Here is a 12,734-nt window from a genome sequence, read left to right on the forward strand (position 1 = left end):
AACTGAGCCACTAGGTTGACGAAGAAATGGACTGCTCGGATGTGGATAAGTCTACTGTCTGGGCGGCTCCTTTGGGTGGTTTGCTACGGTTGGTCTTGCTGGTGGCGGGCTGCGCCGTCGAGTGCCTGAAGCGCCAGCTTTGATTGCCGGTCTCGACGATGTGGCAGTGATGGGTGAGTCGGTCCAGTAGCGCCGTGGTCATCTTGGCGTCGCCAAACACGCTGGCCCACTCCGAGAACGACAGGTTGGTGGTGACGACCACGCTGGTGCGCTCATAGAGCTTGGACAGCAGGTGGAACAGCAAGGCGCCACCGGCCTGACTGAAGGGTAGATAGCCCATCTCGTCGAGGATGACGAGATCGACGTACATGAGCCGATGCGCCAGTTGCCCGGCCTTGCCCAGTGCTTTCTCGGACTCCAGCATGTTGACCAGCTCCACTGTGGAGAAGAAGCGCACCCGCTTGCCATGTGCACGGATGGCGTGAATGCCAAGGCTGGTGGCCAGGTGAGTCTTGCCGGTACCCGGTCCACCCACGAACACCACGTTGTGGGCTGAGTCGATGAACTTGAGCTCGTGCAGCTGACGCACCAGCGCTTCGTCCACTTGGGCCTGATCGAAGGCGAAGCCCGCCAGGTCTCGGTGGTGAGGGAATCGGGCAGCGCGCATCTGATAGGCCATGGAGCGCACTTCCCGATGCGCTCCCTCGGCCTTGATGAGCTGATGCACCAGGGCTTCGTGGTCGAGCGATTTGAGCCGGGCGATGCCCAGCAGTTCCGGCCAAGCACTGGCCATGCCGTGCAGACTCAAACCCTTGAGGGCTGCAGTGATGTCATTGGACATGGTCACCCTCCTGGATCTGGCGCAGGCGGTCATAGCGCGACACGTCGGCCTGAGGCGGCTCCTGCAACGTCAGTGAAGGCAAGGCGGCTTCGGGCAAGCTGTGCACAGCTTCGGGTTCCTTGAGCCTGGCCAGTACGTTGAGCACATGGTCGGCGCTCACGCGGCCGGATTGCAGCGCCAACTCCACGGCCACCAGTACGTCATCGAGCCCGTGCAGGGTGATGGCCATGAGCACCTGGGCCATCACGCGATCACCACCTGGGTGACGCAGCAGATGAGCCTGAAGATGCTGCAGGGGCTCGGGCATGGTTTTGAACGGAGCGCCATTGCGCAAGGCGCCGGGCTTGCGTTGCAGCAAGCTGACGTAGTGGCGCCAGTCGTACAAGGTCTGACCACGCTCGAAGCTGCGAGGCAGGATGACGGGCTGTTCCGCCTCGTCGGCGCTGGGGCCGACCACCACCAAGCGGTCAGGATAGGCCCGCACACTGACACTGGTGTGAGCCCACTCGCACGGCACGCTGTAGCGATTGCGCTGGTAGTGGATCAGCGAGGTGGCCGTCACGCGAGCCATCTGCTCGACATAGCCGTCGAAGGCGGCTGGGTTGGGCATCAGGTGTGTTTGCTCTTGCTGCCAGACGTCGGCGATGGTCAGCTCTGGCCACTCGGGGTGAGGCAGCTCATGCCAGGCGTCCAGGCAGGCCTGGTGCAGCCACGCATTGAGGCTCTCCAGGTCGGGCCAGCGGCGTTCGGCCGCCTCCATCCAGATGCCACGACGGCGATCCTGCACGTTCTTCTCGACGATGCCCTTCTCCCAGCCTGCGGCCCTGTTACAGAACTCAGGCTCGAACAGGTAGTGGCCGGTCATCGCCTCGAAGCGGGCATTGACCGTGCGGCTCTTGCCCTGGCCGACCTTGTCGACGGCGGTCTTCATGTTGTCGTAGATGCCCCGGCGTGGCACACCGCCGAAGGCAGCAAAGGCCCGGGCATGGGCGTCGAACAACATCTCGTGCGCCTGGCTGAAGTAGGCGGTGAGCATGAAGGCCCGACTGGCCGCCAGCTTCGTGTGCGCAGCCTCCAGGCGCTTGCGCAGGCCGCCCACGAACAGGTACTCGCAACTCCAGTCGAACTGGAAGGCCTCGCCCATCTCGAAACTCATGGGCACGAAGGCCATGCGCGTAGGGGTATCGGACTGCGCCTGCTGCCAGCGCTTGGCGAACTCGTAGACCGGGCCTCGGCTGCCTGGGTAGCCCATGGCTTGCAGTGCCCGGAACATGGCCTTGATGCCACGACGCTCGCGCTTGTTGCGATGGCTGTCGGTCTTCAGCCAGGTGGCCAGCTGTTCCTTGTAGGGATCAAGAACGCTGGGAATGGCCGCCCGCTTGGGGTAACGGGGCTCAACCATCTCATCGGCCTCGAGCCACTTGGCGGCTGTGTTACGAGAGATGCCCAGCCTGCGGCTGGCTTCGCGCACGCTCAGGTGGTCCCGGTGGACCATGCGGCGCAATTTGCTCAATGTGCTCACGTTGATCACTCCTGTACCCCGCTGCTGCAAAAAGCAGCAGGGTAGGTGGATAACGTGGCTCAAAATTGGACGTGACGGACGCCCTTTAGTGGCTCAGTTTTGCTCGTGATTCAACACCAAGGCGTATCGGCTGATCAACCATGGTCCGACCGTGTTGATCAGTGCCGCTCATGCTGGGCAGCGCAATGTCATGGCTGTCGCTTGGAACATGCCTCTCGACTTCCATCCTCCCAAGGTGGCCGTGGTGATCGACAAGGCAACGTTTACGCGTGGTTTGGTCGAGGCTTCTGGTGAATTTGTTCTTCAGGTGCCGACGGTAGACATGCTGTCGACCGTGATGGCTGTGGGGACGCAGTCTGGCCGAGAGATCGACAAGTTCGATCACTGTGGCTTGCAGGCGCTGTCTGTGCCGCAAGCGCAAGCGCCTTTGATTGCCGGTTGTGCAGCCTGGTTGGTTTGCAAGGTGCTGCCGGAAGAGGCGATGGCACAGCGGTACGACTTGTTTCTTGCCGAGGTGATTGCGGCTTGGGCTGATCCACGCGCGTTCAAGGACGGGAGATGGTTGTTTGACGCCACGGACGAGCCTGGTGCCGGCCCCAATCTCCGCAGTCTGCATCACGTGGCTGGCGGTGCATTTTTTGCGACTGGCAAGCCTTTGCAAGGGTGAGCGTGCCTGCTCTTTGTGCGATCAGCTTGTGTGGCTGCGTTTGAGTTGCTGCTGAATGGCTTGATCGAATTCTTGCTGCAGCACAACGGGAAAAGCCGCACTGATCGAGCCGATTGCCAGTGGGCGCAAGCGCTCGAACATGGCGGTTAGCGGTGCGATGGCCGCCGGATCCACGGGGACGCCCTTGGCCTTGGCTTCGGCTTCGGCTGCCGCAATGCCTTCTGCCAGCGTCAGGAACAATTGTTCAACATAGGCCCGCGCAATGATGCGGGTGTGCTTGATGAGCTCGTCTTGCAGGTCCAGTACCGTGTCCAGGGGGACATTGAGTTCGGCCAGTTGTATGCCGATGCGCTCCAGTGCGGGGCTGAGCATTTCGACTTCGTCTGGGCCAATCCGACGGTAAAGGCCATTGCGTGACAGTCGCTCTTTCTGTTCCGGGGTGGCTGACGTTTGCCAATGCGCCGCCATTTCCGACAGCGCTTTGCGCTTGGGGGCCTCCACCGTGAAAAACGTGGTGGAGAAAAGGTCGCTGATCAAAGAATACTCGGACCAGGCTCCCTCCGGAGTTTTGTCCAGCATGTCTTTGATGGCCTCCAGCCTGAACCCTTGTTGGCGCAGGTCTCGGATCAACTCCAGCTTGCCAAGGTGCTCCTGGTCGTAAATGCCCAGTCGTCCTTTGAGTCGGGGAGGGGGCATGAGTCCAGCCGTCTGGTACGCACGGATGTTGCGTACGCTGACGCCGGCTTGCTTGGATAAATCCTCAACCGTCAGTTCAACCTCCGTGTGGCTGGTGCTGACTTTGGGGCGGGATTTTTTGGCGGATGAGCTGGACATCATCGTGACTGACACTGAATGCCTCGCATGATACCGGCGGGCATCTTGCAGAGTTAATGTAACATCCCGCTGTTGTGTTGATGCGGCTCTGCACTGCAGGTGCGTGGCCGCCTGAAGGACCCCATGGAAAAGATCTGGTTGAAGAATTACCCTGCCAACATGCCGCAGGAGATCGATGCGACTCAGTATTCGTCGCTGGTGCAGTTGCTGGATGAGGCCATGCGTCAGTACGCTGACCGCGTGGCTTTCCGTTGCATGGGGGCAAGCCTGACTTATGGCGAGATGGATCGTCAGTCGGCCAATCTGGCTTCCTGGTTGCAGGCGCAAGGCTTGACCAAGGGCGCTCGTGTTGCCGTGATGATGCCCAACATCCTGCAATACCCGGTCGCTGTGGCCGGTATCCTGCGTGCGGGGTGTGTGGTCGTCAACGTCAACCCGATGTACACCCCTCGTGAGCTGGAGCATCAACTCCACGACAGTGGCGCAGAAGCCATCATCATTCTGGAAAACTTTGCCAGCACGCTGCAGGCGGTGCAGGCTCGTGGTCACCTGAAGCACGTTGTGGTGGCGTCCATGGGGGACCTGATGGGTACCCTGAAGGGTGCGTTGACCAACTTCGTCGTGCGCCGCGTGCGCAAGATGGTGCCTGCCTGGTCCTTGCCTGGTCACGTGTCGTTCAACAGCGTGCTGAGCAAGGGCGCAGCCAAGCCCTACACCCCCCAGCAAATTGGTCTGGATGATGTGGCCTTCCTGCAGTACACCGGCGGTACCACGGGTGTGTCCAAGGGGGCGACGCTGTTGCAGCGCAATCTGCTGTCGAACGTGTTGCAGTGCGAAGCCTGGCTGACCAATGGCCTGGACACCAGCAAGATCGAGCAGTTGAATGTGGTGTGCGCCTTGCCGCTGTATCACATCTTCGCGTTGACGGTTTGCTGCCTGATGGGCATCCGTAACGGTGCTTGCATGCTACTGATTCCTAACCCGCGCGATATCGCTGGGTTCATCAAGGAATTGTCGAGCTTCCGCTTCCACATGTTCCCGGCCGTCAACACGCTGTACAGCGGTCTGATGAACAACCCCGACTTTGCCAAGCTGGATTTCTCCAGCCTGCTGGTCACGATCGGTGGCGGTATGGCAGTTCAAAAGGCGGTTGCCGAACGCTGGAAGGCTGTCACGGGTACCCCCATCATCGAAGGTTATGGCCTGTCCGAAACCTCGCCGGTGGCCACCTGCAACCCCAACAACATCGACTGCTACACCGGCTCGATCGGGATGCCGCTGCCTTCTACCGAAGTGGCCATCCGCGACGACGACGGCAACGACGTGGAACTGGGGCAGTCTGGTGAGATCTGCATTCGCGGTCCACAGGTGATGGCTGGCTACTGGCGCCGCCCAGAGGAAACCGCGAAGGTCATGACCGACGACGGCTTCTTCAAGACCGGTGACGTGGGTGTCATGGACGAGCGCGGCTTCGTGAAGATCGTGGACCGCAAGAAGGACATGGTTCTGGTGTCGGGCTTCAACGTTTATCCCAACGAAGTCGAAGATGTGGCCGTGCAGCATCCCGGTGTGCTGGAGGCCGCTGTGATTGGCGTGCCAGACAAGCACTCTGGTGAAGCGGTCAAGCTGTTCATCGTCAAGCGTGACCCAGATTTGACCGTGGAAGACGTGGCTGAATTCTGCAAGCAGCAATTGACAGGTTACAAGCGTCCGAAGTACATCGAGTTCCGCGATGAGCTGCCGAAGTCGAATGTAGGTAAGATTCTGCGACGCGAACTGCGCGATGCAGACCAGAAAAAGGCGGCTTAAGAATGATTCACGGTATGAAAAAGTGGGCGACGGCAGCGCTGTCGGTGGCTGTGTTGACAGCATCGATGGCAGCGCATGCCGCCCGTGAGGTGGCTGGCGTCCAGTTTGAGGACCAAGTGACCATCGCGGATCAGCCGTTGCAGCTCAACGGTGTGGGCCTGCGCGTCAAGATGATCATCAAGGTGTATGCGATGGGCCTGTATACGCCCCGCCGCGATACTTCTCCGGTCAACTTGATGAATCAGGTGGGCCCTAAGTCCATCCGCATCGTCATGTTGCGTGATGTGTCGGCCAACCAGTTGGTCGAGGGATTGATCACAGGCATCACCGATAACACGTCCACGGCAGAAATGACCACGTTGCGCGCTCGTGTGGACGAGTTGGAAGCAGCCATGATGCAAGTTGGCGAGGTGCGTCGCGGTTCCGTGATTCAACTGGACTACGTGCCGATGCAAGGGACTCGCATCACCGTGTCGGGCAAGCCCATGGGGCGCAATATCGCCGGCGATGACTTCTATCGCGCGCTGTTGCGCATCTGGTTGGGCGATCGTCCCAGTGACAAGGATCTGAAGCGCGGCCTGTTGGGCACGTCGTGATCGCTTGCAGCCACGCCTGCCAAGGCGTGCGCCAATGAAAAAGGCCGGTCAGTGACCGGCCTTTTTCATGCGGGCAGACAGCTCAGCACTTGATGCCCAGATGCAGGGCCACAACCCCACCGGTCATGTTGTGGACGTCCACATGGCCGAAACCTGCTTCGTTCATCATGGCCTTGAGGGTGGCTTGATCGGGGTGCATGCGGATCGATTCAGCCAGGTACTGATAACTCTCGGCATCGCCTGCAACCAGTTGACCCAGTTTGGGCAGGATCTTGAACGAGTACCAGTCGTAGGCCTTTTCCAGTGGCTTGGCCACTTTGGAAAACTCCAGCACCAGAAGGCGTCCGCCCGGCTTCAGGACACGACACATCTCTTTGAGTGCGATGTCCTTGTGGGTCATGTTGCGCAGGCCAAATGCGACCGTGACGATGTCGAACGTGTCGGTCGGGAAGGGGAGCTTTTCGGCGTCGCACAGCGTGGTGGGCAAGGCAATGCCGCTATTGAGCAGGCGGTCTCGGCCCGTGCTCAACATTGCCTCGTTGATGTCAGTGTGAACCACCATGCCTGACGTGCCCACGCGCTTGGAGAATGCTTCGGACAGATCCCCTGTGCCACCTGCAATGTCCAGCACTTTATGGCCTTCACGCACGCCACTGGCGGCGATGGTGTAGGCCTTCCAGATGCGATGAAGACCCATCGACATCAGGTCATTCATGATGTCGTATTTGTTGGCAACCGAGTCAAACACACCACGGACGTGTTGTGCCTTTTTTGTCTCGTCAACTTGCTTGAAACCGAAATGCGTGGTGCTCATGGCGTCATCTTACCCTTGCTCAAAGTGCGCTGCCGTCTGACACGGGTGTCAGCGCACGCGCGCAGGCCATGGCGCTGGACCATGCCCATTGGAAGTTGTATCCACCCAACCAGCCGGTGACGTCGACGACCTCACCGATGAAATACAGGCCGGGGACCTTTTTGCTTTCCATCGTTTGCGAGCTGAGTTCGGCCGTGTTCACGCCGCCAGCGGTGACTTCTGCTTTGGCATAGCCTTCTGTGCCGCTCGGGGTGATGTGCCAGGCATTGGCGGATTGCCCCAGTGACTCCAGATCCTTGTCTTTCAGCTCGGCGATCGCCGCATCGGTGCGCAGGCTTGGTGTGGCCAGCTGAATGTGGTCTAGCCATGTTTGAGCCAAGCGTTGGGGGACGTCACTGCCCAAAGCGTGCCCCCACTCTGTCGAGAGCTGTTTGCGCGAACCGACCTTGGCAGATTTCAGTGCGGCGGCCAAATCGCGGCCAGGCGCAATGTTCAATGTGATGGGCGTGCCCGGCTGCCAGTAACTGGAGATCTGAAGAACGGCGGGGCCGCTCAACCCACGGTGGGTGAACAACAGATCTTCCAGAAAGTGCGTGGTGGTGGTCTTTTTGCGCTTGCCAGGGGCCTCGTGGTTGGTGGAGACGTCCACCTCCAGCGAGATGCCGGCCATCGGCACAAATGCTGCCCACGACTCCGGGCTGAAAGTGAGTGGCACCAGGGCAGGGCGCAGGGGAACCAGTGTGTGGCCCAGGCGCGTCGCGAGGCGCTGCCCAAAGTCTGTGGCGCCGATTTTCGGGATGGACAGCCCGCCTGTCGCGATCACAACCTGGTGCGCCTCAATCGGGCCGCGATCGGTGTCCACACAAAACCGAGCCTGGCCTTCGATCGCGTCCACATGGGGGCGCACATCGTGCACGGCACAAGGTTGCCAGCGTGTGACACCGCCTGCCTCACACTCGCTCAACAGCATTTGCACGATGTCGTTGGCGCTGCGGTCACAAAACAGCTGGCCTTTGTGCTTTTCGTGCCAGGCGATGTGGTGCTTTTCAATCAGTGCCAGAAAGTCCTGAGGGGTGAAGCTGGCCAGAGCCGAGCGACAGAAGTGGGGGTTCTCGCTGATGAAATTGGCTGGTGTGACTTCTCTGTTCGTGAAGTTGCACCGTCCGCCGCCAGAGATGCGGATTTTTTCTGCCACTTTGGCGGAATGATCCAGCACGAGCACGCGCAAGCCTCGCTGGCCGGCGGCACCCGCACAAAACAGACCCGCGGCGCCCGCGCCAATCACCACAACGTCGAAGATGGAAGACATGGGCTGAATTGTCGCTGACGCGCTTGGGTTTCTGGCGTGCGGTGGGTCATGCGCTGGGGAACTCGTCCACAATGCCTTTGATCGAAGCTCGCGGTGCGCTCAATCGACAGGCCTTGTGTGGCGACTGGTTGAGCGAGCGCCGGAATCATTCTTCAGAAGGAAACAGATCATGGCCATGGACGTGGTGGACTACGAAATCAAAGGCTCCGAGATGCAGTTTGTGGAGGTCGAGCTGGATCCCGGCGAGGCGGCCATCGGAGAAGCGGGTTCGATGATGTTCATGGAGTCGGGCATCGAGATGGACACGGTGTTTGGCGATGGTGCTCGCCAGGAGGGGGGCTTGTTTGGCAAGCTGTTGGGCGCAGGCAAGCGGCTGATCACTGGCGAGAGTCTGTTCACCACCATTTACACCAACCAAGGGTCGGGCAAGAAGCGTGTGGCGTTTGCCGCCCCGTATCCGGGCAAGATTCTCCCGATGGAACTCAGCAAGCTGGGTGGGACGCTGATTTGTCAGAAGGACTCTTTTTTGTGCGCGGCGCGCGGGGTGTCGCTCGGGATCGCGTTTCAGCGCAAGCTGGGGACGGGCTTCTTCGGCGGTGAAGGCTTCATCATGCAGAAGTTGGAAGGCGATGGGCTGGCCTTCGTGCATGCAGGCGGCACGGTGGTGCGTCGCGAGTTGCAGGCAGGTGAAACCTTGTTGGTGGACACCGGGTGCGTGGTGGCCTACACCGCAGGGGTCGATTTCGATATCCAGTACGTAGGCAAGATCAAAACGGCGCTGTTTGGCGGCGAGGGCTTGTTCCTGGCGCGTCTGAGCGGGCCGGGACATGTGTGGCTGCAAAGTCTGCCGTTCTCCAGAATGGCGTCTCGCATTTTTGCGGCGGCGCCTCAGGCTGGTGGGCGCTCGCGTGATGAGGGATCTCTCATGGCGGGCGTGGCAGGTGGATCGCTGTTGGGGGGACTCCTCGGTGGTGATGACGAGTGAGTGCCGTTAGATGAGCGCTAGCCGAATGGCTTTGGCGGTGTCGTCCTTCTGGCGTGCGCTGGCCTACTGTCTGTTGCCGAGGGTCGTGCTGCTCTCCCTGATGCCGCTGTTGCTGGCAGGGGGCGCATTGGGCGGCTTGGTCTGGTGGGGGTGGACGGACGCCGTGGCGGGTGTGCGTGCCTTGCTGGATCACTGGTCCCTGTCTGCGCACCTTTTGTCGTGGTTGGACACCATGGGGTGGACCCACTTGAGGTCCGTCGTGGCGCCGATGGTGTTGGTGCTGGTGGCGGTCCCGGTGGTGGTCATGGTGTGCATGCTGCTGGTATCGGCCTTCATGGTCCCCGCGATCACAGCCTTGGTCCGGGATCGACGGTTTCCTCACCTGCAAGCGCAGCACGAGGTGACGGTCTGGCAAAGTGTGCTCTGGTCTGCCAAGGCCACGCTGATCGCCTGTCTCGCGCTGGTCCTCACGCTGCCGCTTTGGTTGGTGCCAATGCTCGCCTTGCTGTTGCCTCCGTTGATATGGGGATGGCTGACATATCGGGTGATGGCGTTTGATGTTCTGGCAGATTGGGCTGCAGACGGCGAGCGTCAGCAAATTCTCTCGGAGCACGGTCGGGTGCTGTTGATCATGGGGGTGGCATGTGGTGCGCTGGGGGCGGTGCCGGGGGCGTTGTGGGCCATTGGCGCGTTGGCTGTGGTGTTTGCGCCTTTTTTGATGCTGGTCTCCATTTGGCTTTACACCTTGGTTTTTGCGTTGGGTGCAGCTTGGTTTGCCCACTATTTGTTGTCGGCGCTGGATGTGGTTCGCCGCGATGGTGTCGCGGTATCGGCTGCGCGCGCGGATCTTGATTACTCAAAGGTAGAAACATGATTGGACTCATCATCATTGGCGATGAAATCCTCAGTGGACGTCGTCAGGACAAGCATCTCGTGAAGGCCATTGAGTTGTTGTCCGAGCGGGGAATGGCCTTGAGTTGGGCGAGGTATGTGGGGGACGACCCGGATCGCATCACGGCGGAGTTGAGTGCGGCACTCGCGAGTGGTGATGTGGTGTTTTCGTTCGGGGGCATTGGCGCGACGCCAGACGACCATACGCGCGCATGCGCCGGACGTGCAGCGGGTGTTGAGCTGGCGTTGCATCCGCAAGCCAAGGAACTCATTCTTGGGCGTTGTCAGGCCATCGCCCGAGAAGAGGGTGTCGAATTTGATCCGGCCGCCGCAGACACGTTGCGTCGTCTGGAGATGGGGGTGATTCCGGTTGGCGCCGACATCATCCCCAACCCCTACAACCAGATTCCTGGCTTCAGCTTGGCTGGGCGCGTTCACTTTCTGCCCGGTTTCCCTGTGATGGCCTGGCCCATGATGGCCTGGGTGTTGGATCACTGGCATGCCGCGTTGCATGGCCAAGGTCGATTGGAAGAGCGTTCTGTGATCGTTCAGGGGGCCATGGAGTCGCACCTTACGCCGTTGATGCTCGAGATTGAGGCTCGCTACGCACCAGTGAAGGTCTTCAGCCTGCCCAGCGTGGATCACCCGGAGCTTGGGCGACACATCGATCTGGGGGTCAAAGGTGCGGCGAATGAGGTGGAGCACGCCTTTGCGGCACTGATCGAAGGCTTGAACAAAATCGGTGCACGTATCCGCACCAAGTGAGTGCGCAATGTTTTCTCAAGCGTTTCGTGCACCATGCTTGTGCGCACAACTGTTTGAATGTCTTTATTTCGGTTTCCTGCAGCGACATTGACCTGACATCGGTGGGCGGCACGCTTTCTGCTAGTAAACTGTCGGCTGTTTCTGATCTGGAAACAGACATTTTTTTGCACTTACACCATTAAGCCTCTGGCTAGGAGCAACTGATGGCCAACAAGACCGTCGCCGACGTGATGAAGCTGGTGAAGGACAACGAAGTCAAGTTCGTTGATTTCCGCTTCACCGACACCCGTGGCAAAGAGCAGCACGTTTCCGTGCCCGTTTCCCACTTCGACGAAGACAAGTTCACTTCGGGCCACGCCTTCGACGGTTCGTCCATCGCAGGCTGGAAGGGTATCGAAGCATCCGACATGCTGCTGATGCCGGATCCCAATACCGCCAACATCGACCCCTTCTTCGAAGAGCCGACCCTGATCCTGACTTGCGACGTCATCGATCCCCATGATGGCAAGCCTTACGAGCGCGATCCTCGCTCGCTGGCCAAGCGCGCTGAAGCCTACCTGAAGGCTTCCGGTCTGGGCGACACCGCTTACTTCGGTCCAGAACCCGAATTCTTCGTGTTCGACTCCGTCCGTTGGGGCAACGAAATGTCGGGCAGCTTCTTCAAGATCGACTCTGAAGAAGGCGCTTGGAACACTGGCACCAAGTACGAGCACGGCAACTCCGGTTACCGTCCTACCGTCAAGGGTGGCTACTTCCCCGTTCCTCCCGTTGATTCCGGCCAAGACATGCGCTCGGAAATGTGCCTGATCCTGGAAAGCCTGGGCATCCCAGTTGAAGTGCACCACCACGAAGTGGCCAACGCTGGCCAAATGGAAATCGGCACCAAGTTCAGCACGCTGACCGAGCGCGCTGACTGGCTGCAGCTGCAAAAGTACGTGATCACCAACGTGGCTCACGCTTACGGCAAGACTGCGACCTTCATGCCTAAGCCTATCGTGGGCGACAACGGTTCCGGTATGCACGTTCACCAGTCCATCTGGAAAGACGGCAAGAACCTGTTCGCTGGCGACGGCTACGCTGGTCTGAGCGAATTCGCTCTGTACTACATCGGCGGTATCATCAAGCACGCTCGTGCTCTGAACGCCATCACCAACCCTGGTACGAACTCGTACAAGCGTCTGGTGCCTGGCTTCGAAGCGCCTGTGAAGCTGGCTTACTCGGCCAAGAACCGCTCGGCCTCGATCCGTATTCCTTACGTGGCTAACCCCAAGGGCCGTCGTATCGAAGCGCGCTTCCCCGATCCTTCCGCTAACCCCTACCTGGCCTTCGCTGCACTGATGATGGCTGGTCTGGACGGCGTGGAAAACAAGATCCATCCGGGCGAAGCTGCTACGAAGGACCTGTACCATCTGCCTCCCGAGGAAGATGCACTGGTGCCAACCGTCTGCCACAGCCTGGATCAGGCTCTGGAATACCTGGACAAGGACCGTGCGTTCCTGACCAAGGGTGGCGTGTTCACCAACGAATACATCGACGCTTACATCGATCTGAAGATGCAAGAAGTGACTCGCTTCCGTATGGCGACTCACCCCGTCGAATTCGACATGTACTACGCTCTGTAATCCTTCTTGGGTTTCAGATCGGGTTCATTCGAACTCACAAAAGGGCGACGCGAGTCGCCCTTTTTTTGTTGTCGTTTGT

The 12,734-nt window shown here is 59.8% G+C and carries 12 protein-coding genes and 1 pseudogene; 8 read left to right on the top strand and 5 right to left on the bottom strand.

The features are described from left to right. Positions 1–58 precede the first annotated feature (58 nt). Positions 59–190 carry a GlyGly-CTERM sorting domain-containing protein gene (locus ACMV18_RS08800; protein ID WP_420817563.1) on the top strand — a complete coding sequence of 44 codons (132 nt, stop codon included), beginning with the start codon at positions 59–61 and terminating at the stop codon, positions 188–190. Here ACMV18_RS08800 and istB read toward each other — a convergent pair. Both istB and istA read right to left on the bottom strand, forming a co-directional pair. Next, positions 176–874 (bottom strand): annotated as a pseudogene (istB, locus tag ACMV18_RS08805) (IS21-like element ISAav1 family helper ATPase IstB); the annotation flags it as partial. The gene ACMV18_RS08800 and the pseudogene istB sit on opposite strands and share 15 nt — an antisense overlap. Then, positions 831–2,363, bottom strand: coding sequence for an IS21 family transposase (gene istA / locus ACMV18_RS08810; protein WP_420817536.1), 1,533 nt, complete (start codon positions 2,361–2,363; stop codon positions 831–833). The gene istA and the pseudogene istB, both read right to left, overlap by 44 nt. 151 nt (positions 2,364–2,514) lie before the next feature. Between istA and ACMV18_RS08815 the strand changes: the two genes are divergently transcribed. Next, positions 2,515–3,030 carry a flavin reductase family protein gene (locus ACMV18_RS08815; RefSeq protein ID WP_420817537.1) on the top strand — a complete coding sequence of 172 codons (516 nt, stop codon included), beginning with the start codon at positions 2,515–2,517 and terminating at the stop codon, positions 3,028–3,030. Between the two features lie 21 nt (positions 3,031–3,051). On the opposite strand, the gene ACMV18_RS08820 is transcribed toward ACMV18_RS08815, so the two are convergent. After that, the gene (locus ACMV18_RS08820; RefSeq protein ID WP_374256439.1) at positions 3,052–3,867 is read right to left on the bottom strand and encodes a MerR family transcriptional regulator; all 816 of its coding nucleotides are present in this window, start codon (positions 3,865–3,867) and stop codon (positions 3,052–3,054) included. Positions 3,868–3,987: 120 nt separating this feature from the next. Between ACMV18_RS08820 and ACMV18_RS08825 the strand changes: the two genes are divergently transcribed. Together ACMV18_RS08825 and ACMV18_RS08830 are read left to right on the top strand one after the other, a co-directional pair. After that, positions 3,988–5,673 carry a long-chain-fatty-acid--CoA ligase gene (locus ACMV18_RS08825; RefSeq protein ID WP_420817538.1) on the top strand — a complete coding sequence of 562 codons (1,686 nt, stop codon included), beginning with the start codon at positions 3,988–3,990 and terminating at the stop codon, positions 5,671–5,673. A gap of 14 nt (positions 5,674–5,687) precedes the next feature. Further along, a complete protein-coding gene (locus tag ACMV18_RS08830) occupies positions 5,688–6,269 on the top strand; it encodes a chalcone isomerase family protein (protein ID WP_420817539.1) in 582 nt (193 codons plus the stop codon). 82 nt (positions 6,270–6,351) lie between these two features. Here the strand turns inward: ACMV18_RS08830 and ubiE are convergent, their stop codons facing one another. Both ubiE and ACMV18_RS08840 read right to left on the bottom strand, forming a co-directional pair. Continuing rightward, a complete protein-coding gene (ubiE, locus tag ACMV18_RS08835; protein WP_420817540.1) occupies positions 6,352–7,083 on the bottom strand; it encodes a bifunctional demethylmenaquinone methyltransferase/2-methoxy-6-polyprenyl-1,4-benzoquinol methylase UbiE in 732 nt (243 codons plus the stop codon). Positions 7,084–7,102: 19 nt separating this feature from the next. Continuing rightward, positions 7,103–8,392, bottom strand: coding sequence for an NAD(P)/FAD-dependent oxidoreductase (locus ACMV18_RS08840; protein WP_420817541.1), 1,290 nt, complete (start codon positions 8,390–8,392; stop codon positions 7,103–7,105). A 169-nt stretch (positions 8,393–8,561) separates the two neighbouring features. Between ACMV18_RS08840 and ACMV18_RS08845 the strand changes: the two genes are divergently transcribed. The 4 genes from ACMV18_RS08845 to glnA all read left to right on the top strand — a co-directional run bounded on the left by ACMV18_RS08845 (position 8,562) and on the right by glnA (position 12,655). Next, positions 8,562–9,377, top strand: coding sequence for a TIGR00266 family protein (locus ACMV18_RS08845; RefSeq protein ID WP_420817542.1), 816 nt, complete (start codon positions 8,562–8,564; stop codon positions 9,375–9,377). A gap of 10 nt (positions 9,378–9,387) precedes the next feature. Then, positions 9,388–10,251 (top strand): EI24 domain-containing protein, encoded by an 864-nt coding sequence (locus tag ACMV18_RS08850; RefSeq protein ID WP_374256429.1) that lies wholly within the window; start codon positions 9,388–9,390, stop codon positions 10,249–10,251. Continuing rightward, positions 10,248–11,033, top strand: a complete 786-nt coding sequence (locus ACMV18_RS08855) for a competence/damage-inducible protein A (protein ID WP_420817543.1) — start codon at positions 10,248–10,250, stop codon at positions 11,031–11,033. Before ACMV18_RS08850 ends, ACMV18_RS08855 begins: the two co-directional genes overlap by 4 nt. 203 nt (positions 11,034–11,236) lie before the next feature. Continuing rightward, positions 11,237–12,655: a type I glutamate--ammonia ligase gene (glnA, locus tag ACMV18_RS08860; protein ID WP_420817544.1), complete on the top strand. Its 1,419-nt coding sequence runs from the start codon at positions 11,237–11,239 to the stop codon at positions 12,653–12,655. Positions 12,656–12,734: the final 79 nt, after the last annotated feature.

Origin of the sequence: Aquabacterium sp., from assembly GCF_048860245.1 — a bacterium.
Lineage (GTDB): Bacteria > Pseudomonadota > Gammaproteobacteria > Burkholderiales > Burkholderiaceae_C > Aquabacterium.